The organism is Methylomarinum sp. Ch1-1 (assembly GCF_030717995.2).
Classification (GTDB): Bacteria; Pseudomonadota; Gammaproteobacteria; order Methylococcales; family Methylomonadaceae; genus Methylomarinum; species Methylomarinum roseum.
Map to the genome: position 1 here is coordinate 1,780,228 of NZ_CP157743.1, position 16,659 is coordinate 1,796,886.

The window sequence follows — 16,659 nt, forward strand, 5'->3', positions numbered from 1 at the left end:
GTGTGAACGAACGAAAACTGAATGGGAGTAACTCAGAACATGACGACAACAGGAATCGACTACCAGACCGACCCTGTCAAAAACAAACTGCTGGAACTGCTAGACGACGTGTTGAGACACGACGGTTTCGGCGACATTCGCGTGGAAGTCAAGATCCTCAAGCGCAAGCAAAAAGAGGTGATCATCCATTGCGGCAAACAATACCGCTTTATCGTGGATGCGCCGGCGTAGCGTACGCCCGCCGGAAGGCGGTTTGGCGACAGCCGGCGTTTGTGGCGGCGATCGTTCCCGCATTACGCGGCGCTTCATGCGGGCTACAAACCGGCGGGGAATTGGAAAATGAGTGTGAACGGGTCACATCAGCAACAACTAGAAAAATCGATGACCAACAGGCCGCGCGAGGCGGTTGCGGCATTCAAGCAAAGAGAAAGGCAAATGAACATCAAACAAATGCAATCTGCGATCAAACGCTTCCGCGCGGCCGACGTGTCGCTGATCGAAGACCAAAAACTGCGCGCCAGGGCGCGAAAACTACAAGCCAAGCAAGGCGGTTTCACGCTGCTGGAACTGTTGGTCGTGATCACGCTGCTGGCGACCTTGTCGACCGCGGCGCTGGTGGCCTATGAAGGTATCGGCGAAAACGCCCAGGATACCGCCAATGCCAACAATATCCTGGCGGCGGAAAGTTCTATCCGCAACTACCGCGCGGTGGAAAACGTCTATCCGAACCAGTGGGATAATTTGGCGAATTTGGACGGCACGATACCAGGAACGACCGGAACCGAACCGTTACTGGCCGATGCGACCGAAGCGTTCTTGGGGCAATGGGTGACTACGCCTGCGGCTACTCTGGCAGGTGGCACGGTATTGGAAGCCGTCGGTCAGGCATTGGCGGCGGTCGGGATTGACGAGTTGCAAACGCTGGATCCCACGACAACTTACACTAATCCCATTCCAAACCTGTCCTGGAACGAAAGCGCGCCTGGCGTAACTGCGGGCGGGGCGTCTGAGTTGGAGTTTGATGTAGATGATGATGGTGTTTTACAAGATATACTGTGGGATGAAACGACACAATTGGGCAGCCCAGTCGCCTTGTCGATCGTTCCATCGGGCGGCGAAATTGCAGGTGTCGCTTCAACCTGTACCGCCGATGGCGCCACTATCAGTACCTTTTATGACGGCACCACGACGGCGACTGATAACAAAACGCTTAATCTGATCAACGATGCATTGGGTGATGATGACTGTCATCTGGTTATGGCATTCGGCTTCGGTAAGGACGTGCCGGGCACCACCATCGACAGCCGCGTGGCGATCGGCCAGGCGCCGACCGCCGGCACCGAAAACGTCAATCCAGCGACCAACTATGCGCGCTATATCGCCTTGTTCCAGGTCGGCGAAGATGGTTCAGACGGTTCAACAGCTGATGGTGATATTACAGCTGCAGAAATTTTTCCAAGAGCCCGCCTGATCGGCGTGGTCGATCCGGAAGGCCGTACGCTGGACGCGGCGATCGCCGGCGCTAACCAAGGCGCTTAATCGTTAGCTTAGCCTGGTTCCCACGGTCCCCCGTGGGAACCCATGTTGATGGTGGGCGCATTCACGCCATCCACCCAAGCTGTATTCAATCCATACAAGCAAGTAAATGAGAGGTTTATTGTTTGTGCATTTCCCTTTTTTCACCGTTGGCGCGTTGACCGAATTGCGTTTAAAACGCCAAACCGAGCATTTTTCCCATCACCCGTCCGTGGCATGTAAACAAAGCGGTTTCACGCTGCTCGAACTGCTGGTCGTCATCACCCTGCTGGGCCTCGTCGCCGGCGCCGTGGTGTTGGGCTACGAAGGCGTGCAGGACCAGGGCCGCGAGGATGTCACCCGGTTCGAAATGGCCGAGATCAGAAAGGCCTTGTTGCAATTTCGCCGAGACAGCGGTTCCAACGATTTTCCGGGCCAGGGGATTTATGATTGCAGCGACAGTGTCAATGGCGGCAGTGATACCGATGCCAATACGGCGATGACTTTTCCTGCTGAAGCAGGAAGCACCGATGCCGAAAAAATCGCCTGGTGCGAATCTCCTACAAATTTCTGGATGCTGTTTACCGATCCAATAGGCGATGGCTGGGATAAAGACCGGAAACGCGGCTGGAACGGGCCTTATATTCAACGAAAAAACAGCCTGCTGGCGAATGGGGCGTGGGGCATTCTCGATCCTTATCAAGAACCGTATGAAATACAAGGACTGGACGATGACGAGACTGCACGCCTTGTGAGTCGAGGCGCCGGTTCAGGCGATAAAACATTATTTTTGCTGCGATGAATCAATCCCTTTTCACGTTAACCGCACCGGCCGTAGGGTGCGCTCCGCGCACCAAGGTGGTCGTCTTGGTGCGCGGGCAAAGGTGCGCGGAGCGCACTCTACCGTTTTGCGCCGGCTTCACGTTGCTGGAAATGGTGCTGGTGCTGTTTTTGGTCGGGCTGATGGCGTCGGCGGCTATGATGTTGACCGAGGGCGTCGAAGACCAGGCCAAATACGACGAAACCAAGCGCCGCATGGAAATGATTCGCAAGGCCATCGTCGGCGACCCGACCCGCACCGTCAACGGCGGGCCGGAAATCAGCGGCTTTGTCGCCGATATGGGGCGGTTGCCTGGGTGTTTGGCGGAACTATTGGAGTTGGGGGATGAAAAAACGCCGGTTACCGATCCGAGAACATTTGAGTCGCCATGCGATTCATCGGTCACTATCACGGAATGGAATACGGACACGACGACGGGGATCGGTTTTGGCTGGCGCGGGCCTTATATTCATGTTTTGCCGGAACGAAACGGAGAACTGCGTTTCCGCGATGGTTATGGCAATTCGGATACCAACGATGCGCTGAATTCGGGGTGGGATTATACGGTGACGGGTAGCGAAATCAGTTTGACCAGTTCAGGGTTTGACGTACTCGATCCAGCCGACGATGTGAACGCGGATAAATTAGTGGTCGGATCGGACTGGCAAGTCACGGATATTAATGTCACGTTCAAAAATGAAAGCGCTGGCGACTTGCCCGTCGCCAATGAAGACCTGGTGTTGAGAGTTTATTTGAACGACTCAACAAGCTACGTCGATGGCGGCGATGGGACAAACAACTATTTAAGGCTTACCGGCGGCTCGGTTGCCGCCAATGGCACGGACAGCCGGACTTTCATTTTCAGCACGACCTCCGCCGTACCTTTGGGTAGCCGTGCCTATGCGATCGTTTGTCATGACGCCGCAGAGCCGGATGCGGACAATTTTGTCCTGTTTGACGGTAATTGCGATTCTGATAATGGAGTGCCCGGCAATAACGATATTCGCAAGTTCATTGCGGCTCCACGGCTAAGCATTAATCTTGAATGGATCGTATCTTGAATGTGTCAGGCTTAATTCCTTGGTCTCGTTCGGCATTCCCTTGCGGGAGCGTAAGAATGAACACGGCCGGTGATAAAAAGATTGGCTTTTTGGTAAGGAGAATGTGATGGGTATTTTATTGGTGGGCGCGGTGGCGTGCATATTCGCCTTGATTGTGTCGGCGTGGTTGATGACCTTTGCGCGTTGGTTTCCGATCGAGGGCGTGGATGGTAAGTTTTTGGTGGATTATAAAACGATGATTCGGGCGCATATCGATTATGCGTTGATGGCATTGTTTAACCTCGGGTTCTATGGGTTGGGGCTGGATTTGCCGGTTATTGCCTGCTGGTGTGTCGCGATAGGCGGTTTTACCAATCCTTCGGTGTTCGTGATCGCTTCGTTCGATCCCGATTTTTGGGAGAAAAAGCGGTGGAAAGTCTATACCGCGGTAAGTTTTGCGATAACGACGGTTGGCTTTGGATGGATTGGTTTTGTGTTGCTCGGTCATGTTTAAGGTTCAATACACACTAAATGGTTGTCATCGAATGATTAAGTTCTTTTTTCAACCATGCCACGTTCCTACGCGCCGCGCGGGGTGAACGACTATGATGTTCGATAAAATCCTTTCCTTCGCCCGATCAAGCCAGTTGCTGGTCTGCGAAACCGACGGCTTCTCCCTGCGCGGCGCGGTGGTGAAACGGTTCGGTACGCGTATCGAGGTGCTGCACCGTGCGACGATCAATCAGGTGGATATGGCCGATGCGGTGATGGATCTGACCGAAACGCTGAAGGCGGACGGTTGGCAAGGCGGCGGTTCGGCGGTGCTGTTGTCCCCGGCGGTCTTGTCTACCCTGGTGGAATTGCCGGTCAATCCGAAAAAACCGCGGTCCTTGCCGCAGATGATGGCGCTGGTGCAGGGTGAGGCGGAGGCCGTGTTGTTGCAGCACCTGGCGCGTTGGTCGCTAGGACATTTGCTGGTCAGTCGGGGGTATATGACCGAGGAGCAGGTCGAGGCGGTGATGGATTTGCAGCAGGGCAAGCCCAATCCGGCCGGCGGCCTGGAAATATTGGATAAATTTTCCTTTCGCCGTTTCGGCGAACTGGCCGAGGAACTCGGTTATATCAAACGCAGCCAGTTGAACGCTTGCCTGACCGGCCAGGAATGGTTAAAGATCGATGACGAACACATCGAGTGTAACTGGACCCCGCAGGGAGCGGTGGAGGATATTCCGGGTACGTTTAATTGGTTGGTCAGTTGTGTCAGCCAATCTTTGCTTCAACGATGGTTGGAGGTGTTCGCTCGCCAGGGGGTGAAGCTTAAAGCGATGTATCCGTTGACCGGTTGCGCCGCCGGTCTGTTGCCAGAAAGTTCGTTATCCGAGGTGCTGTTGGAAACGCATCCGGGCCTGGTTAAGGCAATCAGGTTGCAGTCGGGTCAGATGACCGCCCGACAAGCCTATTTACATTTCAACAAATCGGCGTTGGAATTGTGCCTGGAAAGTTATCACGCCATGCATGTCGCGCCCAACGAAGCGTTGTGGCTGGCGAGCTGGGATGAAAATGGGGAAGACTTGGCGAACGAATTGCGGCGTATGCTCGAAGTGGAGGTCAATTTACTCCACGATCCGGCGCTGGACGACTCGCTCACGCCGGGTATGCTCGGCGTCGCGCGTCATGCCTTGGGGGGCTGCGAACCGGGACGTTGTATCGAAGTCAGGGTGGGCGGCCCCTTGCCGCCGCTGGCGCAACGTTTGGAAGTGAGAGCCGCCGCCTTGGCAGGCGTATTGTTGCTCGGGCTCGCGGGGACGGAGGCGTCGCTACAGCTGCGACAGAGCGAGGCGCAAAGTCACAACGATGAAATAGAGGCGCGCTGGAAGAGCATCAGCGCGGCGAAAAAACGTATCGACGCGCAGATCCAGGCGATCAAGCAACGCAAACAGGCGTTGCTCGAGCAACAGCTTGAACAGCATCGGCTGCAGGCGATGCTGGATTTTTATGACCGCGACATTCCCGAACGTGCGGCGTTGGTAAAAGGGGTGTTGGGCGTATTGCAGAACAGCGTCAGTGATGAAATCGTCATGGTCGGTCTGCACGAGCGGGACAGCAGAACGCCGGCGATGCCGCTCCCACCGAATTCGCTCGCGGCGAAAGACGGGCGTGTCGAAGTGGAAAGTTTCACGCTCGAATCCTGGGCGGTCAGCGAGGCGGCGGCGCAGACCTTCGTTCAGCGCATGCAGCAGGCGGCGGCGCCGTGGGATCTGGAGGTACGAGATAGCCGGGTATTCAGCGGTAAGGGGCCGCTGAAATTGGACGGCTTCAGCGTGACGATGCGGTTGGTCAAGTTACGGTCGGCCGATAAGTCGGGGCAACCGGATAAAGTTTGATGAAACGATCGAATTTGAACAATCGCGAACAATTGTTGTCGGCGCTGGTGATCGTGGCGATCGTGGCCGGCGCTTATGGTTTGCTGCGCTATCGAGCGGTCGACGAGCGCATCGAGCACTTGCAAAAAAGCACGGAATCGATGCAAAAACGCCTGTTGAAGGCGCGTATCCCGGACGAACCGCTGGAAAATGTGGAAGGGTTGACGGCGCAGCTAGACGATCTGGAGCGGGCGATGGCGTTGGTCCGCGATCAGGCGGAATTGATGGAGCTGCGGCTGGCGCCGTTCGATTCCCAGGAACTCAAGGTGCGGATTTCGCAACTGGCGCGCGACAGCGGCGTGAGGATACGCAGCAACGAAAAATTGCAGCCTCCGCCGCAAACGAAAAATGACCAGAAGTCCAAGCGAGCGGGCAAAAAACGCGGCAAGACCGCAGCCAAGCCAACAGAGCCGCTGATTCTGCCGGAAACCTCAGGCTGGGTCGTGCGGATGTCGCCGGGGACGATGTTTCATCGCCCGATGCAGCAGATCGAGCTGGAAGGCTCCTTTATGGGGATACGCAAATTCATTCACGGCCTGGATGACTTGTCTTATCAGGTCACCGTGCTGCAGTTGAATATCGAAAAATTGCCGCTCGCCTCACCGGCCGGTTATCCGCAAGCCTTGTTGGCGAAATTGGTGTTGGCATTGTAAAACTAGGCAGGTGATGAATCCATGGCGTTAACCGAGGAACAATTATTGAGCGCGGGCGCGCGAAGCGGCCTGATCGAACCCGCGATGGTCGAACGTCTGCGCCTCGAGGCCAGGCGTCAACGCTTGCCGTTGTTGGCGATGGTGCAGGCGCATTACCGCTTTCCGTTGTCGGCCTTATACCGGGCCGTGGCCGAGCAAGCCGGCCATGCCTATGTCGATTTGACCTCGCTGAGCGAGGACCTGGAAGCCTTGAAGAAACTTCCCGCCAGTCTGTTGCGGCGCAAACAACTGTTGCCGGCGAACGATGGCGATAAAGCCATGCTGGTGCTGTCCGATCCTTTCGACCGCGCCGCGATCGATATGGTGCAACGCTTGCTGGGGCGGCCTTTGCCATTGGCGATGGCCGACCCGTCGCAGTTGCGCCTGCGCATCGAACGGGCGCTGGCCGGCAAGGCCGCCGCGCCCGAGACGGATTCGGCGGAGGACGACACCGATTTGGTGGCGTTGCTGGACACAATTATTCGCGAGGCCTATCTTCATCGCGCCTCAGACATTCATTTGTTGACCGAGATTCATGGGCTGCGGGTACGCTTGCGCGTGGACGGCAAGCTGCGCGATTATCCGGTCGAAGCCGGTGTGGGGGCCGCGGCGGCGCTGATTTCGCGGGTCAAGGTGTTGGCAGGTCTGGATATCGCCGAACAGCGTCAGCCCCAGGATGGCGGTTTTTCCTATCGCCTGGCGCCGCCGATCGACCGCTCGTTCAACATTCGCGTCGCGACCGCACCGATACGGCTGGGCGAGCGGGTGACGATGCGGCTGCTGGGGCAGGAATCGAGCGCCTTGACTCTAGTCGACCTGGGCATGTTGGAGACGGACCTGCGCTATTTTCGCGAGGCAATCAACAAACCCTACGGCATGATTTTGCTGACCGGGCCGACCGGAAGCGGCAAGTCGACGACGCTGTGCGCGGCGTTGGAGGAAATCAATCGTCCCGATATCAATATCATGACGGTGGAAAATCCGATCGAGTACGTCATCGACGGCGTCTCGCAGATTCAGACCGGGCCGAAGGTCGGTTTCGCCAGCGCGTTGCGTTCGTTCCTGCGCCACGATCCCGATGTGCTGATGGTCGGCGAGATCCGCGACCAGGAGACCGCGGACGTGGCGGTGAAGGCGGCGATGACCGGTCACAGGGTGTTCTCTACGCTGCATACCAATAATGCGGTCAGCGCCGTGACCCGCCTGGTCGACATCGGTTGCGAGCCGTTCCTGATCGGTTCGACGCTGACGGCGGTGATCGCCCAGCGCCTGGTGCGGCGTTTGTGCGCGCATTGCCGGCGGCCTCGTCCCGCTTCCGCGGAGGAACGGGAGGCCTTGGCTACAGAGCAGGAACGGGTCGAGATTTATCAGCCGGTCGGTTGCGCGGTTTGTCAGGGTACGGGCTTTCGCGGTCGTTTGGGACTGTTCGAAACCTTATGGTTCGACGACAACCTGGCGCGACTGGTGGCAAGAGGGAGCGAAGAAGAAGTATTGGAGGCGCGCGCCGGCCAGCGTTTGCGCTTCATGTGGGAGGACGGCTGCCAAAAGGTGCGGCTGGGCTTGACGACGTTGGATGAAGTTCGCGACGTGGCGGTGTATAAAACCCATGCGACGCTGGAAATGAACTGAGATGCCGCATTATTCCTATATCGCATTGGACAACAGCGGCGCAGAGGTTTCCGGCCGGGTGCAGGCCGATGACATGGGCGCGGCGAATTTGATGTTGCGTCAGCGCGGATTACGGGTGATGGAGTTGCAGGAGCGCAACAGAAAGGAAGGCTTTCTCGGTCAGGCCAATTTCTCCGATTGGCTGGCCTCGCAGCGCTCGGTCGGCAACGCTTCGATGATTTTTTTCTTCCGCCAGATGGCGTTCATGCTGCGCGCCGGTCTTTCCATCACGCAGGCCTTGGAGCTGGCTCAGAAACAGATTTCGAGCCCCCGGCTCAATTTGACCATCCGCCTGATATTACTGGACATTCAGTCCGGGCAATCGTTGTCCACGGCGATGAAAAAGCATCCGGTCGTGTTTGCCGACATGGCGGTGAATCTGGTGGTGGCCGGAGAAACGACCGGCGATCTCGCTACCATCATGGAGCGATTGGCCCTGCATCTGGACAAGAAGGCGGCGCTGCGCGCACAGATGATCAACGCGATGATTTATCCGGTCGTCGTGGTGTTGGCCGCGATCGGCGTGGGCGTGTTCATGGTGGTCAAGATCATTCCCAAGTTCGCCAAATTCCTGCTTGGCCAGGGCAAACCGCTGCCACCGTCCACGCAGGCGTTGATCGACATGTCCGATGCGGTGCGCGCGAATGGATTGACTATCGTCGGTACTTTGATCGCTGTGGTCGTTGCGTTGTTGGTGTTGTATCAAACCCGCGTCGGGCGGCGCTGGATCGATGCCGCTCTGCTGCGCCTGCCGGTGTTGGGCAAGTTGTCGACGACCGGAGCGATGGCGCAAATGACCTGGGCCTTGTCTATTCTGTTGCGCAGCGGCGTTACCGTATACGAGGCGATGAAAATCACCGCCAGTCTGCTCGGTAATCGGGTTTATAGCGATCAGTTGCAGGAGGCCGCCGGAAAAATTCTCCAGGGACGGGAGGTGGCCCGCAGCATTCGCCATCCGCGCATGCCGGCGTTGGTGGTGCAGATGATCGCGGTGGGCGAGAGCGCCGGCAGTCTGGATCATGTCTTGCAAGAATTGGGGGAGTATTACGAAAGATTGCTGGAAGTCGCGATCAAGCGCCTGTCGGCGCTGATCGAACCGGCGATGATCCTGGTGATTGGCGGCATGGTCGGGTTCGTTTATTACGCCTTCTTCCAGGCCTTGTTCTCGTTGGTGAGCGGGCGCTAACGTGCGCCCGGTGATAAACTTGCCATCTTCCCGATGATGGCGTCATGGTTGCGCGGGATTTTGAAACGAGTGTGAGTTAAGAATGACGGTGTAGCGCGTAAAGCGAAACTGCAATGTTTCTCAGGAGAGCGGCAAAAGCCTCTTTTCGTGGAAGAGGGGGAGAGGAGCGTGGCGTCAAGCGCCATCACCGTTGGGACAAAATGAGGGTTTAATGAAAATTTATTGGGTATTGTGTGCATCGTTGTTGGTATATCAGGCCGCCTCGGCCAATGGTTCCGCCAACGATCATTATTCGCCAAGGCCTGGCCAAACGGAAGCGCAATGGGTGCGTGATCCTTTTACGCCGAGCAGGCAGATGTACGAGATCGTGGGAACGCAATCCGGTATGGCGAGAGGGGCTTACGGCTTCGTGCCTTCGCTCGAAGCCGAGCGTATCCCGCAAATGAAACTGCGTGGTTTGATCAACCCTGACGACAAGGAGTTTATCGCCTTGCTCGAAGTGAAGGGGGTGGGCACGTTTATGGTGCGAGAAGGCGATGAATTTAATATCGATCCGTCACAGCCGAAAAATGCGGTTCGAATCGGTAAGATAACGCGCCTGAGCGTCACCGTCGAGACCGGCATGCTGGGTTCGATTCGGGTATTAAGATGATCGTCGTCCGATGCGGTTTGCTTCCACGCTCTTGAGTTTGCAGCAATTCCCGGTTTGAGCATTTTTGCTGTGTTTAACCTGAGTACGGGGTAAGAAACCAGCCTGTATTAGCTAGCGCTTCCAGAAGACGCCGTTCACCCAGCACCTAAGTAAACCCACATGCGGGGCGGGTTATTTAACCCGCCCCGAACGTTCAATTTGCTTTGGGTTCGGTTGAATCGTTCAGGACGGGGTTACAAACCTCGTCCTGCTCAGGCACCTAAATAAACGAAGATGATTTATCGTAGCCATTAGCCTATGGAATTTAGGTGCTGGGTGAATACGTCCATGCCGCCACATGCGGGGCGGGTTATTTAACCCGTCCCGAACGTTCAATTTGCTTTGGGTTCGGTTGAATCGTTCAGGACGGGGTTACAAACCTCGTCCTGCTCAGCTGCCTCGTGCTGTAGGTGATTATTCAGCGTAGTTTTGTCACAGGGGTAGCTTATTGATTTATCGGGAAATCATCACCTACTGCCTAAATCCTGAAAGATATTGAATAGTTACAATAGATGCTGTACTAGGCGGAAGCGGAAATAAGACAAATGGAAAAAATCAATGATGAAAAGTATGAGTTTACGTTTTCAAATTACCTATCGGGTATTGTTGTTTGCCGTTGGCATCATGGTACTGGGCGGCGCGGTCGCGATCTGGCAGGCGCGCAATGCCGTCGACGACGAAGTCGAATCCTCGATTAATCTTGCTTTGCAATTGGTCAAGCTGGGATTTTCGGCGGCGCCGAATCCGGAACTTGACCAAACCGACTGGATTTATCGCCTGAACGCGTTAAAACAGACCCGCCATTTAAATATACAGTTGAAAGACCCTTCGGGCAGACTGATCGATATTGCCGGCAGCAGTGGCGCAACGGGACAAGACGATTTGCCGCCGCGTTGGTTTTCGAACCTGGTCAGCGGAGATTATCCGAAGGTCGAACATCAAATCAAGACGATCGACGATAAAACGCTGACACTGATCATTCAGGCCAATCCGATGGATGAAATCACCGAAGTTTGGCAGGAAACCAGCGCATTCTTCATGACCATCTGTATGTTGGTGTTGTTGATTTTTCTGGCCGTTCATGTAGTCTTCAATAAAACCCTACAGGCCATCGATACGATCGTGGACACGTTGAAGCTGATTGAAACCGGCGAATATCGGAAAAAATTGCCGGATTTTTCGACTCAGGAATATGACAGTATCGCCGGAGCCATCAATCACATGACCGATGTGTTGGAAAAGACGCGGCAACTGAACCGTGCGCTGACCCAGCATTCCTTGCAGATACAGGAGGAGGAGAGACAGCGGTTATCCCAGGAATTGCATGATGAGCTCGGACAGTCGTTGACGGCAATCAAGGTGATGGCGGCGACGGCGGCGCACCGGAATGCCGACACGCCTAAAATCACCCAATCGATCACCGAGATTTGCGATCATCTGATTACCGTGGTGCGTTCGATGATGCAGCAATTGCATCCGTTGATATTGCGCGAATTGGGTTTGAAAGCGACGCTGGAAGACCTGGTCGAACATTGGATGGAACGCAATCCGGCCTTATCGGTGCAGCTGCAATGCGACGATGCGATCGACGCGCTGGACAGCGCCATCACCATTCAGTTATTTCGCGTGATTCAAGAGTGCCTGACCAACATCAATCGCCATGCCGATGCCAGTCGCGTTAACATTACCCTGGCAATCGATCCGGAGCGTCCGAATCTGTTGATGGCGCGGATAGTCGATGATGGTCAGGGCTGCAATATCGATCAGGTCGCCACCGGTTTCGGACTGTTGGGCATGAAAGAAAGAATCAAATCATTGGACGGAGAATTTTCGCTACATTCACGGCCAGGCGAGGGAATGACGGTCGAGGCCAGCATCCCGATCGCATGACAGAACAGAAAATCGGAGTTTTGCGGGTTGACGACTTCCGTGCAGGGAAGTCGTGCGGAACTGTAACCTCGCCGGTCTGCATGGGGAATGAATAATTCCCGGTTACGCGCGGGAGACCTTCCCTTACCGAATTGACGCGGGTCTTCGATAATGTCTGCCTTTTGTTAAGCGGATGTTTGATATGAAGCCATACTACTTAATTTATCTTTATCTACTGTTGTTGCCCTTTGTTGCCGAGGCGCACGGACCGACGCCTCAGAAAGCCAGAGAAAGCTTGGTCATCAATGCGCCGGCGTCTAAAGTCTGGCCGTTGGTTAAGGATTTCGACCGTATTGCCGAATGGCATCCCGGCGTGACAGACAGTTCCGGCGATGGCAATAACGAGGCCGGCGCGGTGCGCAGGTTAACCCTGGAAAACGGCGGCGTGCTGGAGGAAGGCCTGGATTATTACAGCGACGCCGATCACGAATACAGTTATCGTCTGAAGACCGAAAACCTCGAGGCGCTGCCGGTCAGTTTTTATACCATGTCGCTGCAACTGATCGCCGAAGGCGAAAAAACCCAGGTTAAATGGAAGGGGCGTTTTTATCGCGGCGACACCAGTAACTTCCCGCCGGAAAACCTCAATGACGCCGCAGCGATCGAGGCGATGACGGCGTTCATCAAGCAGGGCTTGGCCGGACTGAAAGGCAAATTCGAATAGCATGAAGGCTTTTTTTCTGGTCATGATGCTGACCTTCTCTGGAGTGACCGGGGCAGGCTCCTATGTCTTCATCAACCAGCAGCAGGGGAGTTCGATCAGTGTTTATGATGGCCAGAACATGCGTCTGCTGCGCAGCATTCCCGCGTTGGAAGGTCCGGCCGGCATTGCCATAGACGTCGAAAACGATTGGTTGGCGGTCAGTTATCCGGAACAAGGCATGATCAGCTTCATCGACAGCCGCCGGCTGATTCCGTTGGAGCATATCGCCGTCGGCGGCAGCCCCTTCGGCTTAGCTATCGCCGCCGGCAAGCTGTTTTACGGCGACTGGAACGGCGGTTTCGCCGGGGTCGTCGATCCGGCAGACGGCCGTTTGCTGAAAAAAATTCCGGTCGGCCAATCCCCGGCCGGACTGGTTGCCGTCACGGAAAGAGATCTGGTGCTGGTGCTTAACCGGGAAAGCGACAGTATTTCGGTCATCGACGCGAGCACGTTGCAACGCTTGAAAAACATCCCGGTCGGTAAGGCGCCGTTCGCGCTCGACCATGATGGCCGCTACGCCTATGTGGTCAACTCCACCAGCAATGATCTGAGCGTAATCGATCTGGATCGTTTAATCGAAATCCGGCGCATCGCTACCGGTCGGATGCCTTACGGCGTCGCGCTCGATTGCTCCGGACACAGGCTCTATGTCAGCAATCAGCTGGAAAATACTGTCAGCGTCATCGACACGGTCAAAGGACGTATCACCGAGACCATGAATACCGGCGCCTATCCGGAAAACATCGCCCTGGATCAAGACAATCGACGTCTGTATGTGTTGAACTGGCTGGACGCCACCTTGAGCATATTCGATACACGCAATCACAATTTATTGCAAACGGTGGAGTTGGAGGAAGGCAGTCGCGCCTTCGGCCGGTTCGTTTTGAGTAACCGATAGAGGCGAATCATTCAAGGTGCATGAAATGCGCCTACAGCGGATGAAGGATATTCGGGCGACCCAGTGCTTCCGCGCAAGTCTGGTGTAGGGTGCATTCCATGCACCGAACCCTTGCGAATCTATTCAATCAAGCCCTGCCGGTTGGCCAATAAAGTCAATTCGGCGATGTTCTTGACCTCCAGTTTTTCTTTGATATTAGTAGCGTGATTGCATACGGTCTTGTAGCTTAAATGTAACTTTTCCGCGATATCCCGGGAAGTCAGGCCGTGCGCCAGCAGGCAGAAGATATCGAATTCCCGCGGCGATAGCTTGCTGACTTTTTGCTCTTCGTCTTCACCGGTCACCATCGAGACGGCCAGTTTTTGCGCCAGTTCCAAATCAATATAGGTTTGTCCTTGGGCGACCGCGCAGACCGCGGTGATCAGGGTTTCCGGTATGCTGTTCTTGGTGATGTAGCCTTTGGCGCCGGCCTTGATCGCGCGGGTGGCGTAAATCGCCTCGTCATGAATGCTGAAGACTAGGATTTTGCATTTGCTGTCGCGGCTCAACAATCGTCGGATGCATTCGAGTCCGCCTATTCCGGGCATCGATAAATCCAATACGACGACATCGGTTGCTTGTTGATGATAGAGTTGGCAAGCCGTTTCGCCGCGATCGGCTTCATAGATGTCGCCGATTTTATCGGAAAGCGACAGGTAGGTTTTATATCCCGCTCTGACCACAGCATGGTCGTCAACCAACAGAACACTGTATTTAGACATCCGCAAGTAAGTCCATCCATATAAAAGCCGCTTATCATGAGTGTTTTATGTCACGAACGCCATAGGAGCTTTTCCCGTTTAACGAGAAATTCGGAAAACGGGAATTTTTCTTGATAGTTTCTCTGGATTTTTCCCGCCTCATTAGGCGCTGATTCCGTATGCCGCTCGTATTAAAAAAAATATGATATGCACCTGGCGTCGGTCAGTGGGAAAACTTATTTTGCCTTGATCAAGTGGCTGTTATTTCACTGCAACAATAACGTCACTGGCTGACGCTTACCATTAAAAAGATACCTGGAGGAAACATGCAAATTTCGAAATTTGCTCGGAACATGAGCGCGACGGCCGTCGTGTCAGGCGCAATTTTGACGCTGTCACAGCCGTCCTACGCCAATAAAGAACTCGATAAGCTGTCGATGCAGAACACCAATTGGGTGATGCAGACCAAGGATTACAAGTCCACTCATTACAGCCCGATGTATGACATCAATGTCACTAATGTGCATAAGCTGAAACCCGCATGGACTTTTTCGACCGGCGTGTTGAACGGGCACGAAGGTGGGCCGTTGGTGGTCGACGGCATCATGTATGTGCATTCGCCGTATCCCAATAATGTATTCGCGATCGATCTGGACAGCCCGGATACCATTTTATGGCAATACAAGCCGAAACAGAATCCGGCGGCGAGGGCCGTGGCCTGTTGCGACGTGGTCAATCGGGGCCTGGCTTACGCGCCGGGCACCAAGGATTATCCGGCGACCATTTTTCTGAACCAACTGGACGGCCATGTCGTCGCGCTGGACGCGAAGACCGGTGAATTACGCTGGAAAATGGAAAACTCCGATATCGCGATGGGCTCGACCCTGACCGTCGCGCCGTTCGTCGCCAAGGATAAGGTGATCGTCGGCAGTTCCGGCGCAGAGCTGGGTGTGCGCGGTTATGCGACCGCCTATAACATCAAGGATGGCAAGCAGGAATGGCGCGTTTACGCGACCGGTCCCGACGAAGACATCAATCTGGCCAAGGATTTCAATAAAGACAATCCGCATTACGGTCGTTTCGGTTTGGGCTTGAAAACCTGGGAAGGCGACGCCTGGAAAATAGGCGGCGGCACCAACTGGGGCTGGTACGCCTATGACACCGACCTGGAAATGCTTTATTACGGCTCCGGCAACCCGGCGCCATGGAACGAAACGATGCGTCCCGGCGACAACAAATGGACCATGACCATCTGGGGCCGCGATATCGATACCGGCGAAGCCAAGTTCGGCTATCAAAAAACGCCGCACGACGAATGGGACTATGCCGGCGTCAACTACATGGGTTTGTCCGAACAAAAAGTCGACGGCAAGATGACCAAGCTGCTGACCCATCCGGACCGCAATGGCATCGTCTATACCCTGAATCGCGAAACCGGCGATTTGGTTAATGCCTTCAAGATCGACGATACCGTCAACTGGGTCAAGAAAGTCGATTTGAAAACCGGTTTGCCGATCCGCGATCCCGAATATTCGACACGCATGGATCATGAGGCCAAAGGCATTTGCCCGTCGGCAATGGGGTATCACAACCAGGGCATCGAGTCCTACGATCCTGCCAGAAAACTGTTCTTCATGGGCGTCAATCACATCTGCATGGACTGGGAACCGTTCATGTTGCCATACCGCGCGGGCCAGTTTTTCGTTGGCGCGACCTTGAACATGTATCCGGGGCCTAAAGGCACCTTGGGGCAGGTCAAGGCGATGAACGCGGTAACCGGCGAGTTCGCCTGGGAAGTGCAGGAGAAATTCGCGGTCTGGGGCGGCACTTTGGCGACGGCCGGCGATTTGGTGTTCTACGGTACGCTGGACGGTTACATCAAGGCCCTGCATTCGGAAACCGGCGAGGAGTTGTGGAAATTCAAGCTGCCGTCCGGCGTGATCGGTCATCCGATTACTTATAAACACGAGGGCAAGCAATATGTCGCGATCTACTATGGCGTCGGCGGCTGGCCTGGCGTCGGTCTGGTCTTCGACCTGCAGGATCCGACTGCCGGTTTAGGCGCGGTGGGCGCGTTTAAGGAGCTGGCGCATCATACCCAAATGGGTGGCGGTGTGATGGTGTTCTCACTGTAAACTTTTGACATTGTTGCCAGACTGAACTGTCAGGGAGTGCTTCCGCACACCCTGACCTACCACCTCAGTATGATGTGGAAGTCGTAGGTCATGTTTCCGTGGTAGCGGGTACATGACGATCTGATCTTACGGGGGCAGATGGCCGGCAACGATCACACAACGATAACGAATGAAGTGAATGATGACGTTTAAACAAAAAATAGTTTCTTTTTTGACTGT

15 protein-coding genes are annotated in these 16,659 nt (G+C 55.1%); 14 read left to right on the plus strand and 1 reads right to left on the minus strand.

The genetic code is table 11. From position 1 onward, the window contains the following. The first annotated feature begins 39 nt into the window (after positions 1-39). From Q9L42_RS08450 to Q9L42_RS08510, 13 genes are all read left to right on the plus strand, one after another. Complete coding sequence (locus Q9L42_RS08450; protein WP_305908880.1) at positions 40-231, plus strand: hypothetical protein; 192 nt, start codon at positions 40-42, stop codon at positions 229-231. A gap of 114 nt (positions 232-345) precedes the next feature. Then, the gene (locus tag Q9L42_RS08455) at positions 346-1,539 is read left to right on the plus strand and encodes a type II secretion system protein (RefSeq protein ID WP_305908879.1); all 1,194 of its coding nucleotides are present in this window, start codon (positions 346-348) and stop codon (positions 1,537-1,539) included. A 106-nt stretch (positions 1,540-1,645) separates the two neighbouring features. Continuing rightward, positions 1,646-2,317, plus strand: coding sequence for a type II secretion system protein (locus Q9L42_RS08460; RefSeq protein WP_349432620.1), 672 nt, complete (start codon positions 1,646-1,648; stop codon positions 2,315-2,317). Then, positions 2,314-3,396, plus strand: coding sequence for a type II secretion system protein (locus Q9L42_RS08465; protein WP_305908877.1), 1,083 nt, complete (start codon positions 2,314-2,316; stop codon positions 3,394-3,396). The genes Q9L42_RS08460 and Q9L42_RS08465 overlap by 4 nt, the downstream gene beginning before the upstream one ends. 106 nt (positions 3,397-3,502) lie before the next feature. Further along, positions 3,503-3,889 (plus strand): hypothetical protein, encoded by a 387-nt coding sequence (locus Q9L42_RS08470; RefSeq protein WP_305908876.1) that lies wholly within the window; start codon positions 3,503-3,505, stop codon positions 3,887-3,889. Positions 3,890-3,980: 91 nt separating this feature from the next. Then, a complete protein-coding gene (locus tag Q9L42_RS08475) occupies positions 3,981-5,759 on the plus strand; it encodes a hypothetical protein (RefSeq protein WP_349432621.1) in 1,779 nt (592 codons plus the stop codon). Further along, entirely contained in the window at positions 5,759-6,451 is a 693-nt protein-coding gene (locus Q9L42_RS08480) for a hypothetical protein (protein WP_305908873.1), read from the plus strand. Before Q9L42_RS08475 ends, Q9L42_RS08480 begins: the two co-directional genes overlap by 1 nt. Positions 6,452-6,472: 21 nt before the next feature. Further along, positions 6,473-8,119 carry a GspE/PulE family protein gene (locus Q9L42_RS08485; protein WP_349432622.1) on the plus strand — a complete coding sequence of 549 codons (1,647 nt, stop codon included), beginning with the start codon at positions 6,473-6,475 and terminating at the stop codon, positions 8,117-8,119. 1 nt (position 8,120) lies between these two features. Further along, complete coding sequence (locus Q9L42_RS08490) at positions 8,121-9,344, plus strand: type II secretion system F family protein (RefSeq protein WP_349432623.1); 1,224 nt, start codon at positions 8,121-8,123, stop codon at positions 9,342-9,344. A gap of 211 nt (positions 9,345-9,555) precedes the next feature. After that, positions 9,556-9,996 carry a hypothetical protein gene (locus Q9L42_RS08495; protein ID WP_349432624.1) on the plus strand — a complete coding sequence of 147 codons (441 nt, stop codon included), beginning with the start codon at positions 9,556-9,558 and terminating at the stop codon, positions 9,994-9,996. A 597-nt stretch (positions 9,997-10,593) separates the two neighbouring features. After that, positions 10,594-11,925, plus strand: coding sequence for a histidine kinase (locus Q9L42_RS08500; protein ID WP_349432625.1), 1,332 nt, complete (start codon positions 10,594-10,596; stop codon positions 11,923-11,925). A 181-nt stretch (positions 11,926-12,106) separates the two neighbouring features. Continuing rightward, entirely contained in the window at positions 12,107-12,628 is a 522-nt protein-coding gene (locus tag Q9L42_RS08505) for an SRPBCC family protein (RefSeq protein WP_349432626.1), read from the plus strand. Between the two features lies 1 nt (position 12,629). Then, complete coding sequence (locus Q9L42_RS08510) at positions 12,630-13,565, plus strand: YncE family protein (protein WP_349432627.1); 936 nt, start codon at positions 12,630-12,632, stop codon at positions 13,563-13,565. A 119-nt stretch (positions 13,566-13,684) separates the two neighbouring features. On the opposite strand, the gene Q9L42_RS08515 is transcribed toward Q9L42_RS08510, so the two are convergent. Next, entirely contained in the window at positions 13,685-14,326 is a 642-nt protein-coding gene (locus tag Q9L42_RS08515) for a response regulator (protein WP_305908866.1), read from the minus strand. A gap of 305 nt (positions 14,327-14,631) precedes the next feature. Here Q9L42_RS08515 and Q9L42_RS08520 point away from each other — a divergent pair, with 305 nt between their 5' ends. Then, on the plus strand, positions 14,632-16,440 hold the full coding sequence (locus Q9L42_RS08520) for a methanol/ethanol family PQQ-dependent dehydrogenase (RefSeq protein ID WP_305908865.1): 1,809 nt from the start codon (positions 14,632-14,634) through the stop codon (positions 16,438-16,440). Positions 16,441-16,659 lie beyond the last annotated feature (219 nt).

Coding starts and splice junctions, on each gene's coding strand:
- Q9L42_RS08450 (WP_305908880.1), top strand. CDS start 40: ATGACGACAACAGGAATCGACTACCAGACCGACCCTGTCAAAAACAAA.
- Q9L42_RS08460 (WP_349432620.1), top strand. CDS start 1,646: ATGAGAGGTTTATTGTTTGTGCATTTCCCTTTTTTCACCGTTGGCGCG.
- Q9L42_RS08465 (WP_305908877.1), top strand. CDS start 2,314: ATGAATCAATCCCTTTTCACGTTAACCGCACCGGCCGTAGGGTGCGCT.
- Q9L42_RS08470 (WP_305908876.1), top strand. CDS start 3,503: ATGGGTATTTTATTGGTGGGCGCGGTGGCGTGCATATTCGCCTTGATT.
- Q9L42_RS08475 (WP_349432621.1), top strand. CDS start 3,981: ATGATGTTCGATAAAATCCTTTCCTTCGCCCGATCAAGCCAGTTGCTG.
- Q9L42_RS08480 (WP_305908873.1), top strand. CDS start 5,759: ATGAAACGATCGAATTTGAACAATCGCGAACAATTGTTGTCGGCGCTG.
- Q9L42_RS08485 (WP_349432622.1), top strand. CDS start 6,473: ATGGCGTTAACCGAGGAACAATTATTGAGCGCGGGCGCGCGAAGCGGC.
- Q9L42_RS08490 (WP_349432623.1), top strand. CDS start 8,121: ATGCCGCATTATTCCTATATCGCATTGGACAACAGCGGCGCAGAGGTT.
- Q9L42_RS08495 (WP_349432624.1), top strand. CDS start 9,556: ATGAAAATTTATTGGGTATTGTGTGCATCGTTGTTGGTATATCAGGCC.
- Q9L42_RS08500 (WP_349432625.1), top strand. CDS start 10,594: ATGATGAAAAGTATGAGTTTACGTTTTCAAATTACCTATCGGGTATTG.
- Q9L42_RS08505 (WP_349432626.1), top strand. CDS start 12,107: ATGAAGCCATACTACTTAATTTATCTTTATCTACTGTTGTTGCCCTTT.
- Q9L42_RS08510 (WP_349432627.1), top strand. CDS start 12,630: ATGAAGGCTTTTTTTCTGGTCATGATGCTGACCTTCTCTGGAGTGACC.
- Q9L42_RS08515 (WP_305908866.1), bottom strand. CDS start 14,326: ATGTCTAAATACAGTGTTCTGTTGGTTGACGACCATGCTGTGGTCAGA.
- Q9L42_RS08520 (WP_305908865.1), top strand. CDS start 14,632: ATGCAAATTTCGAAATTTGCTCGGAACATGAGCGCGACGGCCGTCGTG.